This is a genomic window from Nostoc sp. TCL240-02 (assembly GCF_013343235.1).
Classification (GTDB): Bacteria; Cyanobacteriota; Cyanobacteriia; order Cyanobacteriales; family Nostocaceae; genus Nostoc.
In genome coordinates, this window is record NZ_CP040094.1 from 2,999,633 (window position 1) to 3,022,799 (window position 23,167).

Consider the following 23,167-nt stretch of genomic DNA (forward strand, 5'->3'; position numbering starts at 1 on the left):
CACTGTTTAACAAGGAAAGTTTACTATCCTTCGCCATTAGTGATTTTGTCAATCCCTATATTCAAGAAGATGTAAAAAATAAGTCAGAAATTTAAAGTTTTTTTTATTACATAATTTTTAGCTAGGGTATTTACTTAGAAAGACATCTGTGATAATTTCATGTTGATTATCATAAATTAAAATATGAGACACTAAATTTAACAACCGCCTTTATGTATCTTGGTTGTGATGATGAATATCCATCTTGCATCTTTGCGATGCTTAAATATTAATTTTAAGTTTGTATAAATTATGTGTCGTTAACCAAGTGATAACTTGTCTTCGATTTATTTACATTATGCTTTGGTTTGAGAAACGCATAACAATCGTAACCGTGTGATATAAATACAGGTCTGAAATTAGACGAAACTATCCTCTGTACTATTACATGTTTAGGCACCTGAATTGTACAGAAGTCTTGCCACTACTAGCATAAAACCAAACACTACCACTGTTAGTAAAAGAGATACTCCCTAATATTTTCGACTTAATTCCTCACTTTTAGTTGTTTTATATGACTTATATTAAGAACACTTTTCCCGAATTTCTCACTACCATAGAAGGGTTTGAACAGTTACCCGATGGAGCGATCGCTAATCTATCAGAGCAACTCCAAGCCTGGCGCTATCGCATAGGTCAAAAAATCATTGGTAAAGAAAGTCTCCCGGAACGCATCACCATTATTTATGAGGGACAAGTGCGCCTCTTGGGATACGATCCCCAGACGCAAATGCCAATTACCCTAAAATTGCTGCAACCTGGAGAAATTATCGGCGAAATTAGTTTGTTACGCGATGTCGCCTGCGAGACTGCGATCGCCTCCACCGAAGTAGTATGTTTAACCTTGAGTGCATCAGCATATTTTAGTTTTCTCGCTTCATACCCAGCTTTTGCCGAAGCCCGCAAGAATCGCAGTTATTTGATAGAAGTTTTTGATATTCTCGCCTCCTATTGGCAAAAGCAAGCGATCGCAACTTTAAATCTCAGAGAACTTACAGAAAAAGCCTTACCGCAGGCAAAAATCCATTACTTACCTCCAGGAAAAACTCCATTTAACCAACTGGATAGCGCAAGGGTCTGGTTTATAAGTGGCGGTGGTACAGTTACGAATTTATCACCTGGCGATCGCCTAGAAGCAGACGACGACCGAGACAAGATCCAGGTCATAGGTCAAAACCCTTCCAGGCTGGTTGGTATCCATCCGTCAGATTTGATCTTAGAAGATAGTCATCAGATAGTACTGGCGGTAAATAACACCCAAGTAGATAGCCAAGATGACGATGAATTAGATATCCCTTACGCATCAGAAGAAATCGTTCCCCAGACAGTCCCCGATACCTCAAAGAGTTCGTCAAAACAAAAATACCCGTTTTTTAGTGGTAAGGGAGAATTAAATACAGCCTTCGCCTGCTTCCAAATGATCGCGAAGCACCTAGAAATACCGTTTCGTCGAGAAGTGGTTCGCCGCATCTTAACCGAGCAAGTCAAACGTCAGGGTCTTATATCGTTTCAAGTTACTGCTTACTTGGCAGAATTAATCGGACTTAAGGCGCAGTTAATAGAAATACCAGTCTCCTCAGTAACGCGTATTCCTACACCGGCATTGATTCGCTATGGTGAGAATTTTGCAGTTTTATATGCAGCAGATGCAAATACCGTGGTTGTGGGTGTCCCATCCAAAGGAATTGTACGCTGTAAACCGGCTCAATTGGTTGAACAATTAGATGTTGATCCAACCAACTTTCCGCCCCAAGCTAGAGTATTACTGCTCAGTGCTACCAACCAAACACCCCAAGAACGTTTTAGTTTACGGTGGTTTCTGCCATATTTGTCAAAGCACCGTCGAGTGTTGATCGAGGTTTTTATCGCCTCCTTTTTCGTACAGTTGGCAGCTTTGGCAAATCCTCTGGTAGTTCAGTTAATTATCGACAAAGTTATCACTCAAAATAGTATTGGCACATTACATATTTTGGGGGTTTTACTATTAGTAGTGGGATTATTTGAAGCAGTACTGACTACCTTACGAACTTACTTATTTGTCGATACCACTAACCGGATCGATATGGGTTTAGGGTCGCAAATTATCGACCACTTGTTACGTTTACCACTGCGTTATTTTGAACGCCGACCAGTGGGGGAACTTTCTACTCGCATCAACGAATTAGAAAATATTCGCCAATTTTTGACTGGTACTGCCTTAACAGTGGGATTAGATGCTCTGTTCTCGGTGGTGTATATCGGTGTAATGCTGATTTACAGTTGGCAACTCACCTTGGTAGGCTTAAGCACAATTCCCGTGTTTATCGTGATCACCTTAATTGCTTCTCCCACCATTAGTAGACAGTTACGTGCTAAAGCTGAACGCAATGCCGAAACTCAATCTTATTTAGTGGAGGTGATGTCAGGAATTCAAACCGTAAAAGCGCAAAATATCGAATTGCGATCGCGCTTTTCTTGGCAAGAGCGTTACGCTCGGTTTGTCGCTGCTGGTTTTAAAACAGTTGTAACTTCTACCCTCGCTAACTCCACCAGTAACTTTCTCAACAAACTCAGCAGTTTACTAGTTTTGTGGGTAGGAGCTTATTTAGTACTGCAACAACAATTAACTTTAGGTGAACTAATTGCCTTTAGAATTATATCCGGTTACGTCACCAGCCCAATATTGCGTTTAGCTCAACTCTGGCAAAGCTTCCAAGAAACAGCCTTGTCTTTAGAACGTTTAAGCGATATTGTCGATACGCCACAAGAAGGAGAAACAGACCGCTACAACATACCCTTACCAACGATTAAGGGAGCAGTAAAATATGAAAATGTTTCCTTTCGATTTGGCACGAGTGGCCCTCTGCAACTTTCCAACGTCAACCTCGAATTTGCGCCAGGAAAATTTATCGGCATCGTCGGACAAAGTGGATCGGGTAAAAGTACGATGATGAAATTGCTGCTAAGACTTTACGAAACTGAGTCTGGCAGAATTTTGATTGATGGTTATGATATTGCCAAAGTCGAACTTTATTCACTGCGACGACAAATTGGCGTAGTTCCCCAAGAAACATTGTTGTTTGACGGTAGCGTTCAAGAAAATATTGCTCTGACGAATCCCGATGCGACAACCGAAGAAATTATCGAAGCGGCTCAGGTTGCGTGCGCTCATGAGTTTATTATGAACTTGCCCAACGGTTACAACACGCGCGTGGGAGAACGGGGTTCTGCACTTTCAGGTGGACAACGACAAAGAATTGCGATCGCTCGTTCTGTTTTACAACGACCAAAATTATTAGTTTTAGATGAAGCAACTAGCGCCTTAGACTATCCCACAGAACGGCAAATATGTCTCAATTTAGCCAAAGCATTTAAGGGTGATACAGTATTTTTTATTACTCATCGATTAAACACCGTCAGTAATGCAGACATGATCGTTGTGATGGATAATAGCAGGGTTATAGAACAAGGTAGCCATCAAGAATTAATGGCTACTAAAGGTCATTATTATTATCTGTATCAGCAACAAGATGTGAACTTGTAGTTAGTTATTCTTGGCGGCATAGCATTACATAATTTGAACAGTGTCCACCCAACAAAAAATCCAAAATCGTTCGACTGAACGCTCACGACAAGTCTAAAATCCAAAACTCAAAATCGTTATGACTCAACTTAATGGGAATCAGCACAACGGCAATCAGAAAAACGGTAATCAGAAAAATGGAGTTAAGCAAGATTCACCGGTACTTACAAAACAACAAAAAGCTGCTCAAGAATCTTTAATTAACTCAAGTAGTCAGGAATTTGAGCAATCAGTTGTCTTGCGCCAATCTCCAGTTTGGTCGCGGACAATTATGGTTACTCTTATGGGGTTAGCCTGCTTTGGAATTGGTTGGGCTTATTTTGCGAAAATTGAGCAAGTAGTGCCAGCAACAGGTCAATTAAAGCCGCAAGGAACAGTCAAAGAAGTTCAGGCTCCTGTTAGTGGAGTTGTGAAAACAGTTAATGTTAAAGATGGACAAGAGGTAAAGCCAGGAGATTTATTGCTGACTTTTGATTCCATAGCCAGTGTTGCCGAATTAAATTCTTTGAATAAAATTCGTGTTGCATTAATCAAAGAAAATCAAATTTATCGCCGATTAATGGGGGCAACTACTGCCGGGGGATCTGAACTGTTATATTTGCGCGGTAATTTGCCACAAGAAACTGCTTTTCTGCTGAAAAGTCGGGTAGCGTTAGTAGAAGAGAATGACTTATTACGGACTCAATTAAGAAACTCTGGACGAGATTCTACTTTAGGAATTGATGAGCAGCAACGTCTCCGAGTTGCCAAAAAAGAATTAGATTCTCGTTCTGCTGCGGCGCAATTAGAAGTAGAGAAAATCAAAAAACAACTAGCTCAAAATAAATTTAAGCTGGAAGATAGTAAAGCAAGTTTAGCCATTCAACAGGGTATTTTAGATAAACTGAAAATATTATCAGAAGAAGGTGGAATTTCTCAACTTCAGTATCTCAACCAGCAACAAGAAGTACAAAACCGCACGGCGGAAGTAGCACAACTAGGTGAGGAAGAAAAACGCCTCCAGTTTGATATAGAAAAGGGTCAACAAGAATTAAGCAATACGGTGGCTGTTTCTGATAAAAACGTTTTGGATAAGATAGCTGATAACAAACAGCGTATTGCTGCAATTGATAGCCAATTCATGAAAGTTATTCTAGATAATGAACAGCGTTTGGCAGATGTCAATAGTAAAATCTCTCAAACGCAGTTAAACGTTAAGTATCAAGAACTTCGTGCGCCTGTAGCTGGAACAGTTTTCGATTTACAAGCAAAAAACCCTGGATTTGTAGCGAATCCGACTACAAAAATGCTGCAAATTGTCCCAAAGGAAAACTATATAGCTGAAGTTTTCATCACTAACAAAGATATCGGTTTTGTGCGAAAAGGCATGAAAGTAGATGTGAGAATTGACTCCTTTCCTTACAGCGAATTTGGTGATATCAAAGGGGAAGTTATTGGGATAGGGTCAGACGCATTACCACCAGACCAAACACATCAGTTTTATAGATTTCCGGCAAAAATTTCATTGGATAAACAATCTTTAGTAATTAAGGGTAAAAGCGTCACATTGCAATCAGGTATGTCAATCAGTGCCAATATAAAAGTACGCGAAGAACGGACTGTGCTTAGTTTATTTACTGAGTTGTTTACCAAGCAAATTGATACTCTTAAAGAGGTACGTTGAAGAAGGCAGGGGGCAGGGGCAGGGAAAATACTGCTTCTCGCGTTAATTTGTAGAAGTAATGTTTACGATGGACTGTTTCGTGATGCAAATTCTAAAACTTGATGTGATAGAGCGATCGCTATCTGGAGAATAATCTTCTTTCAGAGGGCAATCGCTCAACCTAGTCGCCCCATATTTGCTCTACGCTAATGCGGCTACCTTCTCTAACAAGCCCTGAAAGAGCCTTAAGCCATCGCTATTGCCTAGCATCGTGTCAGATGCCCTTTCTGGGTGTGGCATCATCCCCAAGACATTGCCCTGACGATTGCAAATCCCAGCAATGTTGTTCAATGAACCATTGGGATTCTCGCCTTCATAACGAAACACAACTTGCCCGTTATCTTCAATTTCTGCGAGAGTAGCTTCATCCGCGTAGAATCGTCCCTCTCCGTGGGCAATGGGCAAAGTGATAACTTCACTATTGGTATAGGCTTGCGTCCATGAGAGATTGGTACGCTCAACTTTCAAGGGGACGCGATCGCAAATAAAATGCAAATCCCGGTTTCTGGTTAACATCCCTGGCAAAAGTTTAGCTTCAGTTAATACCTGAAAACCATTGCAAATACCAATGACAAATTTACCCTTTTGAGTATGTTCAACAACCTGTTGCATCACGGGTGAAAAACGTGCGATCGCACCGCAGCGCAGATAATCTCCGTAACTAAAGCCACCAGGGATGATGACGACATCCAAATCAGCAATGTCTGTTTCTTGATGCCAAACCATGCGAGTTGGTTGTAAAAGCAAATCTCTAGTTACATAAGCAACATCGCGATCGCAATTAGAACCTGGAAAAACAACAACACCAAATTTCATGATTAGGGAATGGGGGGAAGGGGGCAGGGGGAAGGGGAAGGGGGAAGGGGAAGGGGAAGGGGGAAGGGGAAGGGAAATTCCTCTCCTCTGCATCCTTCCCTCTGTCTCTTCTCCATCCCCAATCCCTAAAAGACTCCCGTTTGGGTTTCGACCTCAATCAACTCAAAGCGGTAATTTTCAATTACGGGATTTGCTAGCATTTGGTCACAAATGCGATCAAGGTCTTGACGAGCTTTCTTTTCCTCAGTCGAGGTGATGGTGAGTTCAATGTACTTACCAATCCGCACCTGTTCAACGTTATCGTATCCCAGTTGCTGAAGACCGGATTGTACAGCCACACCAGCAGGGTCTAAGACTGAAGGACGAAGCGTCACAAAAATTTTGGCTAGATACTTGGTTTGCACGGCTTTTGCTGAATGCTGCGATCGCTATACTATAACTTTCTGTTCCAACTGAGTGAAAATAAGATTACGAAGCGGTTAAAGTTAATTGATCGATTAACCCATCTAACAGCTTCAACTACAGTGGCATATTTAAATAATTGTCTATGAGAGCTATACGCACCCGCAGTCAAGAGCGTATTTTCAACTTACTGAAAACCATCAAAAAAGGTATTTCAGCCCAGGATATTTACGTGGAACTACGTAATACAAATCAGAGTATGGGTTTAGCAACGGTTTACCGCTCTTTAGAAGCCTTAAAACTCGAAGGCATGGTACAAGTGCGGAATTTAGCTAATGGTGAAGCCCTCTACAGCCTAGCCCAGCAAGATAAACATCACCTTACTTGCTTGCAATGCGGTGTCTCAATTCCGATTCATCAATGCCCCGTCCATGACTTAGAAGACCAGTTAGAAACCAGCCATAAGTTTAAAGTTTTTTACCACACCCTAGAGTTTTTTGGGTTGTGCAGTCAATGCCAGGTAAATCAAGCTACTGAGATTGGTCAGTAGTCACCCAATCTTATGTTTTCTGCACGCGGACTGGTTAAGCCTAACTAGAGGAGTAATGAAGTGTTGAGAATTAGCGTTGAAGAAGCAGCTATAAATTTAAAATCTCTCTTAGAACGAGTAGCTAGGGGAGAAGAAGTAATTTTGCTAGAGCAAGATAAGGCTGTAGCTCGTTTATTTCCTCCGCTACAAAAGAAAGAACGATTAGCAAGTATAAAACAATTTCGTGATTCTCTTACGATTAAGGGTGAATCATTGAGCGCAACTGTCATCAATGCGCGTACAGAGGAACGTCATTGATTTATTTAGATACAAGCGTTATCGCTCCTTTGTATTGGAGAGAAGCTTTAAGCGATGCAGTTGAACAATTACTACTCAATGAAACTGAAGTAGGTTTGATTCAAACAAAACTTAACCAACTAAATACATCTGCAACTGTTAATTGCCAATTTTCTAAAACATTTAAAACGGGTAAAATATCTTGCTTTTCTTTTAATTCTGGTAATTTTTTTGGTTCAAAAATCATGATTGACTCATCAGCTGAATCGAGCAACCAGCCTAGCTTTGCTCCATTTTGAATAGAAAATATAATTTTGCTGATAACTCGGTTAGGGGATTGTTCTGGTGAGAGAATTTCGATTATCCAATCTGGGGGAATTTCAAATTTATTTGTAATTTTTCCATTAGGGAGCAATGGAATTCTTTGCCATTCAAAAACTGCAATATCTGGCACTATTGAACGGCCTTGAAATGTACAGCGTAATTCAGGAAAGGCATAAGCTAATTTTTGTAGTTTTGCAACTTGATTTATGGCAGAAGCTAATTCAATTTGTAAAGTACTGTGTTCTCCTTGTGGCATAGGTTTTTGGTATATTTGCCCGTTAAAATACTCGCTTGCTGGCTTTGTCTCTGGTAGTTTTAAGAACTCTTCTACACTTATTACTGTGGTTGGCTGAATAGATAAGGTCATAATTTTTAACTTATTAAAACTTGATTATGCTAACAACCTTGCCATATATCAACAGGATATTTTAAGAAGCATCTAAAATTGCATCAGCTTGTTCTTGTTCGTGAATAGCAGTATCAATTTGGTCAGGGAATGCTTCAGCATAAAGCCATACTGTTACCAAGTTAGCTGCGCTAAGTTGAGGATATTGATCTAGAATATCAGCATCTTTAGCACCTTGTCGTTGATAACTTACCAACAACCAAACAGGAATGCGTGTTCCGGCAATACAAGCATCAGCACCCATTACACCAGGGGTTTTGGTAATTCCATCATTGTTGCTACTAATACCTTGGGTTAAGATGCGAATTGCTTCCACTTTTTGGGCTGGTGTTAGGGATAGTAACTGTGTTTCTAACCTTTGGGCTGTTATTGGAAACTATCTAGGATTAAGTATATTTTAACTGGGTTTGACAATTTACTAGACAAGGGCAACGAGGGCAACGCCGAATAGCTCGTCGTAGACATCACGCTAGCTTACCGTCAGGTATCGCCTAAAATTTGTTCTCTATCTTCCAATGCACCTAACGTTTTGAGAGTGGCAATTTGAGCTAAGGTTAAGCCTTTAATATCTGTGATATTCATGCCAGCATAAGGCTTATTGTCAAGTGTCTTGAAACAATTACCCGACTGAACATCCCAAAACTTAATTGTTTCATCCCAACTACCACTTATTATGGTTGCGCCATCATTACTAACTGTAACTGACCAAACTGAATTACTATGTCCTTGGAGAGTTTTTAAACATTCTCCTGTGTAGATATCCCAGAGTTTAATAGTTTGGTCAGAACTGCTACTAACTATAACTAAGTCGTTAACAATAGCCATTGATAACACTCGATTAGTATGCCCTTGTAATGTCTTCAAGCACTTCCTGCTCTCGATATCCCATATTTTGATTGTTTGGTCGTCACTGCTACTAAATAAAGTTTTACCATCAAGGCTAAATAATACAGAATTGACAGAACTGTCATGTGCTTGCAGAATACTAAGACATTCCCCTGTATGTATATCCCACAACCTGACTGTTTGATCATCACTGCAACTAGCTAGAACTGCATTATCATAACTAATTGCCACTGACCATAATCGACCTGTATGACCCTGTAGATTATGAATACATTCACTAGTAAGAATATTCCATAGTTTTACTGTACTCTCCCCAGTAGCAGCAGCTACAAATCTACTATCAGGGCTGATAGCTACTGAATATACTGAACTATTATATTGTCCTTTTTGTTCGCCCATAATAGTCCAGCACTTTCCTGTATGAATATCCCAGATCATGACCGTGTTGTCACCACCACCGCTAGCTAACAGGGTACATTCAGAGTTAATTGCTACTGACCACACTCGACTCTTATGTCCTTGCAAACTTCTGAGATAGTTTCCAGTTTTGACATCCCAAATTTTTATTTGACCATCATCTCCACTACTAGCTAAAATTCTATTATCTGCACTTAAACATACGGAATAAACCATACTGGTATATCCATATATAGTGTTAAGACATTCTCCTGTGGACGTATCCCAGAGTTTTATTGTTGAATCACTACTAGCACTAACTATAGTGTTATTAGTGATATCTACTGCCCAAATAGAATTTTGATGTCCTTGTAATATTTTTAGGCATTCTTTTGTATTGATATTCCAAATCTTTACCGTTTGGTCAACGCTACTACTAACTATAGTTTTATCATCAGAGCTAAAGGTTATTGATAGTATTTTATTAGTATGCCCTTGGAAAATTTTCTCACATTCTCCTGTATTAATGTTCCACAGCTTAATTATTGTGTCATCGCCACCACTAATAAGTTTTCTTCCATTAGAGGTGATTGCCACAGATAATATCCGACCTGTGTGTCCATGCCAAGTTTTTAAGCATTCACTTGTTTGAAAGTTCCATAATTTTATTGTTTCATCCCAACTACCACTTGCTACTATTGAACTATCAGAATAAATTGCAACTGAATAAACTGTTGCTGAATGCCCTTGTAGAGTTCTTAAACATTCTCCTGTATGTGGATTCCAAACTTTTAGTGTTTTATCACTGCTACCACTAACCACGATTGAAGCATCAGAGGTAATTGCTACAGAGTAAACTCGACTGGTATGTCCTTGTAATGTTCTTAAGCATTTACCTTTACTTATGTCCCAGATTTTTACAGTTTTATCATCACTACCACTAATTAGAAATTTGCCATCATTACTAATAGCTACTGAACGTACCCAATCTGTATGATCTTGCAATGTTGAAATATGCTCACTATTTTCAACTTGCCACAAGCGAATTGAACAATTTGCTTCTCCTGTAGCAAATAACTTACCATCAGGGCTAAATGCTACTGTTAAAACTCTTCCCAAGGCTTCGGTAAAAAAACTTTCATTTAAACTTGCTTTAGTGAGTGTAAGACCTCGCAAACTCACGCTACTAAAATCAGCCCCCTTAATCACCGTACCACTTAAATCTTTACCTTCTAACGCTGTCCTATCCACCTTCACTAAGACTGTCGCTGCATTCCCCCCAACATAACCAACCTCATCCTCACTTTTTCCCCGCGTTCCCTCAATAATCTTAGTTACCGACTCCTTAACCTCAACATCAACCATCCCCACTAACAAATCCATCACAGCTTTTGTTAAAGGTGCTTTACCAAAAGTCACCCTCAATTTTTCTAACGATTCACTTATAAATCCCTTTAATGCTGGAGTTGGCAGAATCTCTTCAGCTGCATCTACCTGACAACTGAAATAAGCAGACCAACTATAATCAACAGGTGCAGCATCATGATTTATCTGGAATCGCACCCGCGCTAAATCCGTAAAATCACTAGCTAACGCTCCCAACTCTGCTACAAATTTATACGCTACAAAAAATTCTAACAGTGAGCGATGCGCTGGAGTATAATCACCATCAGCATTGCGGATGAGCATTGTTTGCCCCATCATGTCGTAATGCCAGTGGTCTAAATCCTTCTCTTCTTGTACTACTGAACCAAATAATCGCCGAATTCTGTCAGGGAAAAGCCGATAATTGAGGCTCATTTGGTCTGTAGACAGCATTTCCCAAGAAAGTTCGCACAAAAAGTATAGCTTTTCTGCCAAAGATGTAAACGTGCGATCGCTCTTAATATCCCGTTCCATTTTCCGTCGCACCGCGTACAAGTAAACCCGCGACATATCCACAGGTTTACCCGCCTCAATATCTGGCAAAGCTTCCAAAATTAACTCTGTCATCACCGGACGACGGGCTAAATCCAATAATTGCGGATTTCCCATCACTTGTTCAACCGTTGCAGCTTCCGTTTGATGCGACAATACCAGTCGAATTTGGTCGTCGTTAAATTTCTCCAGTTCCAGCACTTCAAACTGTGGTGTTTCCCCTGTCAGTTGCTTGGTAGAAGCTTGCAACTCGGCATTGAGTAAAGCGCGTCCTTCCTTAGCTTCGGGAAAATGTTCGGTGCGACAAGTCAAAATAACTTTTGCACCGGGAACTACAACTTTAGCCAGTTCCCAAAAGTTATTAATCATCTGCTGACGGTCAACTTTTGCTGCCATTTCGTCAAAACCATCGAAAATTAGCAGCAATTTGCCCATCTGGTTCAACTGGTCAAAGACTTCGCTAGTTAGACGAATATTATGTTGTGTAAAAAAGAACCCTGCCAAAACGTTCTCGACATTTATCGCCTTGGCAAAATCTCGCAGCGTAATTACCAAAGGCAAACGGGGACGTTCAACACCACGTTTTTGGGCATCTCGGTAACGTTGTAATGCCACCCAAGCATAATGGAAGGCAAACCAAGTTTTCCCCGTACCAAATTCTCCTAGTATAGAAATATGCTCTTTGGCGGGATCGTCCAACCACATATCAATATAACCATCAATCCAACCATCGCGATCGCTATAGTGACTGATGCCAATACGCTGTTTAGTATCGGGGTCAATTTCCTCTTTTGTGCAAGCTAAAGGAACGTATTTTATATCTATTTGCCGCCGAATGATTTCTGCTTCTAACCAATCGAGATAATCGCTAAAATCAGCATCTTGGTCAATGAGTTCGTCAAAAGTATAACAACCTAAGTGGCGATTTTCCTCCTTTTCTACCTCATTTCGCGCCGCGCGTGCAATCCTTCTGGCTGTTACTAACCAACCTTCATCAGTTCTCTGCTGTTTCACAGAAGAACGCAAAACTGCTACATCTTTGAGTCCAACTTCGCCCTCAATTCCCCGGATGAGGATGCGGTCATATCGGTTACGCCGGGTTGGGACATTGATAATCCACTCAAAATATGAATCGCCCCAAATTTCATATTTTTCAAAGCGATAGTTCAAGGTTTCAAACCAACCGCGCATTTGTTGAGCCAAGGCTATAGCTCGACATTTATTTTCGGTAGATGTTTCAGCCTCCAGCAGTGCAGGATAATTCTGTGCAGCCAACCGCGCCATCTCTATACGAATACCTTCCAGTGTCGGCAACCTGTCAAGTAGTTCTTGGATATTTACAATGCGTTTTTGTAAAGAGCCAATTTGCTGACTCATCAGTGTATCTGCTGGGTTGCGAGTACGTTTAGCAACTTCCGCAAAAACAATATAAAACGCAGCAATTTCCCGTCTAATGTCAACTCCCAAACTTTTAATGTCATCACCCAACGAGTATGCATCAAGCCAAGCATCAACCTCAGAAAGCAAAATTGAGGGGTTATTATGGTCAAATGCTTTGCGGAAAGCCTGTTTTATTGCTTCTTGGCGAAAAAGTTCTAAAACAGGCTTAGGTTTCCCAACACCGTACTCTACCAGTGTGTATGCATAAACCCCACTAAAATCTGCTGGTGGATGCTCTGGGTCGAGGTTAAACTGCTGAAGTAATTTAATTACAGTTTCATTGCGCCGAATTTTTTCCTTAATTAAAGGATTAGCGATCGCAATAATAGCGTTGATGACCTGTTCTGGGTTAATTATCATTAGTCATTTGTCACTTTTACTGAGCGTATCGCTAAAGCGAAAGCTTCGCTAACGCCTAGCGTCTCGTAGAGAAGCCGTAAAGCCTGCTGCATAGCTACGCTTAGGGCGCAACCTCTCCAAGAGTTGTATTTGTCATTGGCAAGAGATGAAGAGACAAGAAAGAAATTTGTCACCCTCATCTCCTTTCCAGCTTCTACCGCTTAGGAATAAAATACAAAGCTTCATACTGTCTCTAGGTTCCCTATCCTTTATAAGGAGAGGGATTGAGGATGAGGTAAACCAGAGAAATAAATTGTATGTTATTTAATTCTTATTCCTTAACTAGAGCGGTTATTTTCTAATCCTGGGATTTGCTTGGAAAACAATTCGTTAGGGTTAACCTGACCATCTGAAACAACAGAACGTATACCCTCTAAGGCGGCGGGAATTGAGCGCGGATCTATAAAAATCACTTTGCTGCTATCGCTTTTACCAATTGTCGCGCCCATATCGAGATAGCCTAAAGCAAACAGAACTTCTATTGCTTTATTAGCATTGGGATTAGTTTGGAGCTTTTGGGAAATAACTTCTGCTGATTCTGCGATCGCCTGCGCTTTCAAAACTTGCTGCTGACGTTCCGCTTGAGCCTTCAAAACGATCGCCTTTTGTTCAGCTTCAGCCTGCAAAATTACCGATTTTTGACGAGCTTCCGCATCTAAGAGTTGCGCGTCAGCTTTACCTCTGGCACTATTGACAGCAGCTTCGCGATCGCCCTCAGAAGTTAAAATTGCTGCCCGTTTGCGTCGTTCTGCCGACATTTGCAATTCCATCGATTCTCGCACTGCCTGAGATGGAATAATATCTCGCAGTTCTACCCGTGTAACTTTCACTCCCCAAGGATCGGTAGCAACGTCCAAATCCCGTAGCAAAAGTTCACTAATGTGAGAACGAGCAGTAAAAGTTTGATCCAACTCCAGTTGCCCCATTTCAGCGCGAATTTGAGTTAGCACCATATTTATCATTGCAGCCTGGAGATTTTCTACCTTGTACCAGGCTTTTTCCATATCCACGATGCGCCAGTAAAACACTGCATCTACCTCAATGCCAACATTGTCGCGGGTGATACACTGTTGTGGAGGAATATCTAAGACTTTTTCGCGGATAGTTTCTTTGTAGACAATTTTATCTATGAAAGGAAAGATCATGTTTAGTCCTGGTTCCAGTTTTTTGTTATAACTACCCAATCTTTCCACCAAAGCTTCATTGCCCTGATTGACGACTTTCACAGATCCCGCGACGGCAGAACCACCAAGGGCTAAAAGTACGAGCAAAAAAAACTGTTCCATTGTGAATCTCCTGATTTTTTAAGTATTAAATGTCAAAAAAAGTAGGAAATGGACGAGATGGGGAAATAAAGAAAATAACCAATTCCCCATTCCCAATAACTAAGAATTCAACAAATTTTCTGGTATCACAATCAAAGTAGTACCCTCTCTCCTAACCACATAAACTCTTTGATGGGGTGCTACGGTAAATTTGTCATCGTCACATCGTGCTTGCCAGGAATTTCCCTCATACAACACCCGCCCTGTTTTCCCAGGCAGAATTTCTGTTAAGGTTTCAGCTATGACAGCATCCTGAATTTTCGATTTGCGTCGTCGTGGTTGCAAAAACCGACGAGAAAGCACGATTAGGAATGTGGAAAGTAATAGCCAAACTACAACTTGCAACCATACATTTCCCAAACCCACTCCAGACAGCAGCGCCACCACAAAAGCGCTAATTCCCATCATGAAGGCGACAAACGCCGATGGTAAGAACAGTTCCATGAGACACAAAACTGCTCCCGCCAGAAGCCAGATTAAGGTCAAACTTGGCATAGTGCCATCCTAGACTCTACATTGACGTAAATCCATTTCTACGATTAGATACAGCCAGACGTAAGTTATTTACAGAAAGCAAAACTTGGTCTTTTTACCAATAATTTTGATTACTTTCAGTAACCAGGTGTAGCTAGCGGTACACGAATCCAGTCTATTCTAGCCTTCAAGCCATTGCCAGCTAAATGTAATCGAAATTCATGAGTTGATTGGTTTTTTAAATCTATACTTTTATGATTTCTACTCAACTGACAATTTATTGTATAAATCCAGGCTGTAATAGCCCCATTAATCCTATTGGAGATCGTGTTTGTGCAAGTTGCCACACTCCCTTGGTTCACCGTTATCTTTGGGCTACTGGCTCATTGTCTGCTCAAATTACACCAGGCACAAAAGTAGCAGACAGATATGGAGTAATTACTCGCCAGATTTGGCTGGATACTCAACCAGGACTACCACCAGATGTCCCTGAAGAATTACCGAAGGAAGTAATTCCTTATTTACGGTTATATCAAGAACGGTTACATCTGCCCCAAGCTTATGGGTTTGCTAGTAATGGTGAGGAAGATACAACTGATATCTTCTTGTTGGAAAATGTGCCGATAGATGATAGAGGAAATATCTATCCAACTATTGTTGAGGCTTGGGAGCAAGCAACTGCGGTACGACAAGTTTATTGGCTGTGGCAAATTCTCCAACTTTGGACACCTTTATCAGAATTAGGACTTAGCCGCAGTTTACTGGTAGTAGACAACTTGAGAGTCCAAGGTTGGTGTGTGCGACTGTTGGAACTCTACCAAACATCAGAAGATGAGAAGCTGAGTTTAAAAAATCTGGGGGAGTGTTGGCAATTTTGGGTAGCTTCTGCAAAGACATCAGTAGCTAAAGGGTTGCAGAACATAGTCCAGGAGATGTGTGAAACGGAAATTGAGTTGGATGATGTTGCTACTCAACTAAATGGTTTATTACTAGCATCTGCGGCAGAATTACCACTAGTTTTGAAGGTGGCAGGCTCTACAGATATTGGCCCGATTATGGCGCAAAATGAAGATGCTTGCTACCCGAATACTTTGAATGACTTAGATGAGCCTTTATTCTCCCACTTGTCAATTGTCTGCGATGGCATTGGCGGGCACGAAGGCGGCGAAGTTGCCAGTAAATTGGCAGTGCAGTCTGTAAAGTTGCAAATTCGCGCCTTACTAGCAGAGGTAACAGAACAAACTGTATTTGTGTCACCAGAATTGTTGCAAGAACAATTAGAAGCAAGCTTACGGGTGGTAAATAATGTGATTTGTGCCCGCAATAACGAACAAAAACGCCAAGGTAAAGAACGGATGGCTACAACCATTGTTATGGCGTTGCAAGTTCCACAACGAGTACAGACAAGTACTGGGTGGCAATCAAATAATACCCATGAACTTTACTTGGCTAATGTTGGCGATAGCCGTGCTTATTGGATTACTCGCAACTATTGTCAGCTACTCACAGTAGATGATGATGTGGCGACGCGAGAAGTCCGCTTTGCCAAAAGTTTGTATCGAAAAGCATTAATAAAAACAGATGCTACTGCCTTAACTCAAGCGTTGGGGACAAGAAATGCAGAATCTTTACGTCTTAAGATTCAGCGATTTATTGTGGAAGAAGATGGCATATTACTACTGTGTTCTGATGGTTTAAGTGATAATAACAGGGTGGAACAATATTGGCAAGATTATGCAATACCCGTATTAAAAGGCCAGATGACAGTTGAAGATGCTGTCCGCAACTGGATTAACTTGGCAAACGAAAAAAATGGGCGTGATAATACGTCAGTTGTTCTCACTTTTTGCCGTGTTTCTCCCGAATACTTAGTACCTGTGACTCCGGCGGCGTTGCCAGAAGAGATCATAGAAGCACAGATACAAGAAGAACAAGAGGAATTAGAGGAACAAGAGGAACAAGAGGAACAAGAGGAACAAGAGGAATTAATTTCCTTCACAGAAAGTTCGCAAACTTTGCTAGATTTGGATCTAGATTTGGATCTAGATTTAGATACTTCAGAGGAATCAGTTACAAGCCCAGAAATTCCACCAACCTTAATTACAAAACCTAATCGGGGTAAACGCTTGGTAATGCTGGGGGGAATGTTTGCGTTGCTTATAGGGGGTACAAGTTTAGGATTATTTGCTTGGTGGCAAATTAATCCTCAAGGATTCCAGCAAATGTGTCGAAAACTTCCTCAAAAAGTGCAGCAATTGTGTCCACCTGGTAATTAACTTACTTATTTGAGAATAATAAATGTTTACTCAAATCTTGATCACGAATTAGCATTGCTCTTCAGATAGTCACAGAAAACACAACGGTTTCCTCTTTTATCTTTTGGTGAATTCATGATACTACCCTGTGCTTGAAGAAGAATTCAAAAGTCAGAATTAATGAGTCAAAATCAAGATACTCGTAAGCGTTGCACTATCCGCTTTTGCAGTCACAATCCATTTTGTTATCGCTAGCGGGGCGTTTAGCCCATTCTGACTCCTGAATTCTGTTGCGATAAATAATTGAAAACGCGAAGTATCCTTAAGAAGCTTCGCGTTTATTTGCTAAAAAGAGTGCCTAATTAATTGCGTCCTAAGCTGCAACTTTTTCCTCAAATGGCTTAAAAGTTTTTTTGCTAGCACCGCAAATCGGACATTCCCAATCATCAGGAATTTCTTCAAAAGGCGTACCAGGTGCAATTCCTGAATCAGGATCGCCAGCAACGGGATCGTAAATCATACTGCATTGTCTACAAATCCATTTCCTAGTTTTAGGATCTTCACCTGCAACTCTGGTTGCTGTTTGTCCTCCGTTTAATACTTCTAAAGCTTCAGTGTAGCGATCGGCGTGGTAATTTTCGATGAATTTTAACAAGCCAAAACGGTGTGCAGCTTCTCGAAATGTGTTGGCATGATCGGTAGATTCTTGAACTTGCTTGAGAAATTCTTCAGCCGCAGGATTGTCGCGTTGGCTCTGCCCGCCGTAGGCATCGCGTTGAGCATCGGCGGCAAACTCTGGATACATTGTAGTATATTCATAAGTCTCGCCTTCAATTGCCAAAGATAAACAGCGAGATATAATTTCCCGCTTTTGTTCATCAGTTAAAGCAGCCGCATTTTCTACCACTAGTTCTGGATGCAGCAACTTAAAATGTGCAAAAGCGTGTTCAGTTTCTTGGTCTGCTGTTTCTTTAAAAAGTTTTGCCAAGTCTGAAAACCCAAGTTGACGCGCTACCTCAGCAAAAAACAGATACTTGCGATTTGCCATCGATTCACCACCGAAGGCAGCTTCTAAGTTTTGAAGTGTAGTAAAGTTGGACAAATCCATAATTTTGGATGACAGGGAAGTGATATTTAGTACGAAAACACAGACTCTACAACCGGATAGATGAGCCGTTATTTGTATAAGCTAGAAACAGTCTATACAAACTTTTTCAGCCCAGATTTCGCAATCCGTTTTGTTAGCTGCACTTGGACAATTATATTCCAGCAAAAAGCTCGAATGAATGGAAGTAACAGTCTGATTTTCGGCTACTCTAACAGTACTGGTAATGCCCATTTACTGGCTGAGGTTTTGAAACGGGGAATATGGTGCGTTTATGAAGAAAGGTTAGATCGCCTTATGCGATTCCACCGTTTACACGGATATTTTGCCCAGTGATCCATCTGGCTTCATCGCTAGCGAGAAACGCTACGACATCGGCGATTTCTTGCACATCTCCCAGTTTGCCAAAAGCAGCCATTTGAGCCAAACGATCTATCTGTTCTTGGGTTTTACCTTCTCGAAAGAGTTCTGTATCGGTGGGGCCAGGAGAAATAACATTAACTGCGATCGCTTTTGCACCCAATTCTTTAGCTAGTACCCGTGTGATTTGTTCAACAGCACCCTTAGTTGCGACATAAGCACTATAAGTTGGCAGCATCATCACTGTAGTTGATGACGAAAAGTTGATAATCCGTCCGCCTTCTGCCAAGTGTTGCGCGGCTTGTTGGCAAGCAAAATAAGTACCTTTGACGTTAATGGCAAAAATCGCATCGAAATCTTCTTCTGTCACCTCAGTAATCGGTTTATAGAAGGCGATTCCGGCATTGTTGACCAAAATATCGACTTTACCAAAACGTTCAAGTGTTTGCTCAAAGAGCCGTTGAATGTCCGCTACTTTGCTAATATCAGCTTGAATAGCGATCGCTTCTACTCCCAACTTTTCAATTTCTGCAACAACTTCTTGTGCTTTGCCTGCATTACCCGCATAGTTGACGACAATAGATGCACCGTTACCAGCTAATTTTAGTGCGATCGCACGTCCAATTCCCCGCGATGCACCAGTGATAATTGCAACTTTCCCCGCTATTGATGACATAGATTAATCTAGTTTTATTTTGGATCAACAAAGTGATTATCTGCTGTTAAAGTACTATACCAAGGTTAAATTTAGCGATATCTACTAGTCTGGATGTAAAAACCCAGACCTAATTCGTTCAAGTCTGGGTAGTTCATTTAAGATTCTGGAACGATCGCAGCGCCATCTCTAAGATTGAGCAACCCTGAGATAATAACTTTATCTTCTGGTTGTAATCCTTCAAGAACTTGGTAATTATTATCTTTGATTTCGCCTAGCTTCACGCGCTTTTGTAGAGCTATTTGTTGAGATACACCTTGGGGAGATGTTTCGGTTTCAACTACATACACAAAAGTATCGCCACCTACACGAGTCATTGCTGTTGTGGGGATTAAAATTCCGGGGCGCTGATTCCAAAACACTCTAGCCCTTACCAATTGATCTGCACGTAGCTGACTGTTAGGATTGTCAAAAAGTGCTTTGATCAGTATCCCTTGTGTTTCGTTATTAGCAGTAGGTGCAATAAAAAATACCCTACTTCTACCCAGCTTTTGACCTTGTGTATTCATCACTTCCACTGGCATTCCCTTACGCAATTGCGGCCCTTGCTGTAGTGGCACAGAGATGTTCAATTCTAAAGGCCGATTTTGCGTTAGATTAACTAATTGTGTGGAAGTATTAACTAAATCACCTACTTTCACAGCCATGTTGCCAACTGTGCCACTAAAGGGAGCGGTAATTTTGTCAGACTGGATTTGTTGTGTTTGATTATTTACATTAGCTTGCTGCAAGGTTTTTTCAGCCTGCAATATATTGGATCTTTGAGCTTGAATCCTGGAATCAATTGCATCAAGACTAGTTTTAGCATTGGCAAGCCGATCAGCAAACTGATTGCGAGTCTGTCGAGACACGGCTCCTTGTTCAGCTAGGACGGAATATTTTTCGTAGGTTTGCTGATACAATTGCACATTCGCAACGTATGATGATCGTTGGGCTTCTAGAGATTTCAGTACAGCGCGGGCATTTTCCAGTTGCAATAAAAACGCTTGAGGCGCAGCATTGTTAGGAGCGATCGCTGATTGTGGTGTACGATCTATTTGGATAATTGGCGCTCCTTCGGCAATTGGATCTCCCGATTTCACAAATATTTGGGTAACTTGACCCTGAATCCTCGGCTGGATTATGATTGAGCGCTGGGATTTTAGGCTAGCAATAAAATCTGAACTTTCCTCAATTATGCCGCTTTGTACTGTGGATATTTTGACTCTTACACCTTGAGGTTGAACGTTAGCAGTTGCAGGCGTTGAATTTTGCGGAGCGAGCAAACGCCAAACTAGAGCTGTTCCTCCCCCTAACAATAGTAGTGCAGGTAAAAATAACCAAAGCCACCGCCGTTTTCCAGAAGGTGGCTCAAATGAGGTTTGTGGAGCTTTTTCTCCAAAATCAGTTTGAGGCTCAGGGGATGTCATGGCTTATGAGGATAAGGAACAAATTAACTAGAATTCAATCAAAATTTCATCTGTTTATATTGAAATTACTGATTTAGCATGAGGTTTTGTGGCAAATTATGTGTTAACCCATCCAAATATACAGTTTTGATGATTCTGTCTTAATCTACCGAAAGGTTAATCCGTTCCTTAAAACCTATGCAAATCTCAATTGTTCCTCAAAAGGATAGATATCGCTATGCCGAAACTATGCAAGCAGACTTGCACATTAGAGAACTTCAACAAATAAATTGTCGATAGGTACAATTCATCAATTGTGCCTACATCATTTTTTGAGATGTCTAAGCAGCACTTTTGTTTAACTCACTGTAATCACTGTTCCCGCACTCTCATTGGCCAATCTATCCACCGCACATACGGCATAAGTTCCCGCTTGTTGAACGGTAGCGAAGGTTGTGCCAGCAGACAAAATTCGCTGAATTGTCCAAGTATCGCCAGTTTGCCGATAAAGTGTCCAAGAACGAACTGGCTGATTATCTCCAGGCTGCCAACTCAGTTTGCGGTTATTGACTTGTAATCCAATGGGTGGAGGGGGTGGTGTTGTATCTTGCCAAGGCAAAGTTGGCGGTAGCGCAGGTTTGTTATAAAGCAGACTTTGAAATTTATCAGCAATGCCCTGACTATTTTGCGTCAAAACACCGAGATTAAAGAAGATATTCCCCAGTGACAACCGTCCAGCTTGGCTACGACTAATTTTTACCTGCTTTTCAATCTCATCACTTTCTCGACTTTTATTGCTTGGTTCTGTCAAATTGTTACCAGCGTAAACGTGTCTTTGCTTTGTGTTTACCTGTGTCCACCACTGTAGCAACGCCGAATAACTTTGTTGTGGTTGATCTGTGCGCCAGTAAAGTTGAGGCGCAATATAATCAATCCAACCTTCTTCTAACCATTTTTTCGAGTCGGCATACAACACATTATAAGCATCCAACCCAGTAATACCTGTGGGTTGTCCTGGGCGATAAATCCCAAAAGGACTAATACCAAATTTTACGTCAGGTTTGGTTGCTTTAATTCCCTGGTAGAGGCGCTGTACCATTTTGTTAACATTGTCCCGTCGCCAGTCGCCAAGGTTGAGTGAACCACCAGCTGCTTGATATGCAGCATAAGTTTTGTTATCGGGGAAAGGTTGTCCCTCGATGGGATATGGATAGAAATAATCATCTAAGTGAATGCCATCAACATCGTAGCGCTTCACCACATCGAGAATTACGTTGTAAGCTCTATCTTGAACTATTTTCAATCCTGGGTCCATCCAGCGTTGAGTTTTCCACAAATAAACGCTTTCTGGATTTGTCGCTGCGATGTGAGGACGGACTGTTTTAGCTGGGTCGGTGGAAGTGCTGGCGCGGTAGGGGTTGAACCAAGCATGAAGTTCAATATTGCGTTTATGACATTCTGCGATCGCAAACGCTAAAGGATCGTAAAATGGTTCTGGTGCTTTCCCCTGAGTTCCTGTAATCCAAGCACTCCAAGGCTCTAATTGCGATTCATATAAAGCGTCTCCCTCTGGTCGCACCTGAAAGATAAGGGCATTGAAGTTTAAGGCTTGTAATTTAGTAATAATCTCAGTTAATTCTGCTTTCTGTTGAGCAACAGCAAGTCCCGGTTTTGAAGGCCAGTCACCATTCCACACAGATACTACCCACGCCCCCCGAAATTCCCGACTATGATTTACCCTAACGCTACCGACAGGTGCGGGTGTTGGTGTTGGCGTTGGTATTGGCGTTGGTGTTGGTATTGGTATTGGTGTTAGTGTTGGCGGCTGTACTAAGTAACTAGAGGTAATTTTTTCTGCTTTGCCTAAATACACCAAAGCTTGATAAATAATTACTGCTACATCTGCACGGGTAGCTGCAAGATTGGGATTGAGTAATTTGATATTTGGGTAACTAACCACTAATCCAGCGCTAGTGGCAATAGCTACTTGATTTCTGCCATACCCAGGAATCTGAATAGAATCTTGATAAATTTGTGGGAGTGTTGAGAGAAGGTCTGGTTTTACCTTGGTGGCAAGTTCTAAGCCCGCTACCAAAGAAATTAAAACTTCCGCCCTAGTAATTCGCTCGGCGGGGCGGAAACTTTTATCAGGAAAGCCGCTAATAAATGCTTTTTCGTAAGCTGTTTGAATGGCTGCTGCTGCCCAATAATTTATGGGTACATCCACAAAAGGTAAATATTGCCGCTTCTTGGTAACTGTGCCAAATGCGTTGGCGATGATGGCGGCAAATTCAGCGCGAGTGAGTGAGTTATCGGGGCGATATGTGCCATTTGGCGACCCACTAACAATACCACGTTGGGCTAAGGCTGTAATAAATAAGCGTGCCCAATGGTTTTGAATATCCGAGAATGGAGTAGCAATAGATACCATTGTTGATTGCAGCTAGCTGGCCTTGATTTGGATTTCCTT

At 41.3% G+C, this 23,167-nt stretch carries 16 protein-coding genes; 5 read left to right on the plus strand and 11 right to left on the minus strand.

Features of this window, described 5'->3' with window-relative positions:
- Window positions 1–553 precede the first annotated feature (553 nt).
- A complete protein-coding gene (locus FBB35_RS12810) occupies window positions 554–3,562 on the plus strand; it encodes a peptidase domain-containing ABC transporter (RefSeq protein WP_174709936.1) in 3,009 nt (1,002 codons plus the stop codon).
- A gap of 118 nt (window positions 3,563–3,680) precedes the next feature.
- The gene (locus FBB35_RS12815; protein WP_174709937.1) at window positions 3,681–5,264 is read left to right on the plus strand and encodes an HlyD family efflux transporter periplasmic adaptor subunit; all 1,584 of its coding nucleotides are present in this window, start codon (window positions 3,681–3,683) and stop codon (window positions 5,262–5,264) included.
- A 180-nt stretch (window positions 5,265–5,444) separates the two neighbouring features.
- Here FBB35_RS12815 and purQ read toward each other — a convergent pair whose 3' ends face one another.
- The gene (gene purQ / locus FBB35_RS12820) at window positions 5,445–6,119 is read right to left on the minus strand and encodes a phosphoribosylformylglycinamidine synthase subunit PurQ (protein WP_174709938.1); all 675 of its coding nucleotides are present in this window, start codon (window positions 6,117–6,119) and stop codon (window positions 5,445–5,447) included.
- A 125-nt stretch (window positions 6,120–6,244) separates the two neighbouring features.
- Window positions 6,245–6,523: a phosphoribosylformylglycinamidine synthase subunit PurS gene (purS, locus tag FBB35_RS12825; protein ID WP_174709939.1), complete on the minus strand. Its 279-nt coding sequence runs from the start codon at window positions 6,521–6,523 to the stop codon at window positions 6,245–6,247.
- 143 nt (window positions 6,524–6,666) lie between these two features.
- On the opposite strand from purS, the gene FBB35_RS12830 reads away from it, so the two are divergent.
- Window positions 6,667–7,071 carry a Fur family transcriptional regulator gene (locus tag FBB35_RS12830; protein WP_174709940.1) on the plus strand — a complete coding sequence of 135 codons (405 nt, stop codon included), beginning with the start codon at window positions 6,667–6,669 and terminating at the stop codon, window positions 7,069–7,071.
- 60 nt (window positions 7,072–7,131) lie between these two features.
- Window positions 7,132–7,368: a type II toxin-antitoxin system Phd/YefM family antitoxin gene (locus tag FBB35_RS12835; protein ID WP_174709941.1), complete on the plus strand. Its 237-nt coding sequence runs from the start codon at window positions 7,132–7,134 to the stop codon at window positions 7,366–7,368.
- 100 nt (window positions 7,369–7,468) lie between these two features.
- Here FBB35_RS12835 and FBB35_RS12840 read toward each other — a convergent pair whose 3' ends face one another.
- From FBB35_RS12840 to FBB35_RS12860, 5 genes are all read right to left on the minus strand, one after another.
- Window positions 7,469–8,038, minus strand: coding sequence for a Uma2 family endonuclease (locus tag FBB35_RS12840; RefSeq protein ID WP_174709942.1), 570 nt, complete (start codon window positions 8,036–8,038; stop codon window positions 7,469–7,471).
- A 61-nt stretch (window positions 8,039–8,099) separates the two neighbouring features.
- On the minus strand, window positions 8,100–8,393 hold the full coding sequence (locus FBB35_RS12845; RefSeq protein ID WP_368041833.1) for a DUF433 domain-containing protein: 294 nt from the start codon (window positions 8,391–8,393) through the stop codon (window positions 8,100–8,102).
- Window positions 8,394–8,557: 164 nt separating this feature from the next.
- On the minus strand, window positions 8,558–13,036 hold the full coding sequence (locus FBB35_RS12850; RefSeq protein ID WP_174709943.1) for an NACHT domain-containing protein: 4,479 nt from the start codon (window positions 13,034–13,036) through the stop codon (window positions 8,558–8,560).
- A 317-nt stretch (window positions 13,037–13,353) separates the two neighbouring features.
- A complete protein-coding gene (locus FBB35_RS12855) occupies window positions 13,354–14,361 on the minus strand; it encodes an SPFH domain-containing protein (protein WP_174709944.1) in 1,008 nt (335 codons plus the stop codon).
- Between the two features lie 99 nt (window positions 14,362–14,460).
- Window positions 14,461–14,895 (minus strand): NfeD family protein, encoded by a 435-nt coding sequence (locus FBB35_RS12860; protein ID WP_174709945.1) that lies wholly within the window; start codon window positions 14,893–14,895, stop codon window positions 14,461–14,463.
- A 233-nt stretch (window positions 14,896–15,128) separates the two neighbouring features.
- Here FBB35_RS12860 and FBB35_RS12865 point away from each other — a divergent pair, with 233 nt between their 5' ends.
- Entirely contained in the window at window positions 15,129–17,150 is a 2,022-nt protein-coding gene (locus tag FBB35_RS12865) for a 4-Cys prefix domain-containing protein (protein WP_174709946.1), read from the plus strand.
- Window positions 17,151–17,502: 352 nt separating this feature from the next.
- Here the strand turns inward: FBB35_RS12865 and FBB35_RS12870 are convergent, their stop codons facing one another.
- The 4 genes from FBB35_RS12870 to FBB35_RS12885 form a co-directional block, all read right to left on the minus strand.
- Window positions 17,503–18,237: a rubrerythrin family protein gene (locus FBB35_RS12870; protein WP_174709947.1), complete on the minus strand. Its 735-nt coding sequence runs from the start codon at window positions 18,235–18,237 to the stop codon at window positions 17,503–17,505.
- Between the two features lie 292 nt (window positions 18,238–18,529).
- Complete coding sequence (locus FBB35_RS12875) at window positions 18,530–19,270, minus strand: SDR family oxidoreductase (RefSeq protein ID WP_174709948.1); 741 nt, start codon at window positions 19,268–19,270, stop codon at window positions 18,530–18,532.
- Window positions 19,271–19,407: 137 nt separating this feature from the next.
- Window positions 19,408–20,718 (minus strand): efflux RND transporter periplasmic adaptor subunit, encoded by a 1,311-nt coding sequence (locus tag FBB35_RS12880; protein ID WP_174709949.1) that lies wholly within the window; start codon window positions 20,716–20,718, stop codon window positions 19,408–19,410.
- Window positions 20,719–21,055: 337 nt separating this feature from the next.
- Window positions 21,056–23,128 (minus strand): family 10 glycosylhydrolase, encoded by a 2,073-nt coding sequence (locus FBB35_RS12885; RefSeq protein ID WP_174709950.1) that lies wholly within the window; start codon window positions 23,126–23,128, stop codon window positions 21,056–21,058.
- Window positions 23,129–23,167 lie beyond the last annotated feature (39 nt).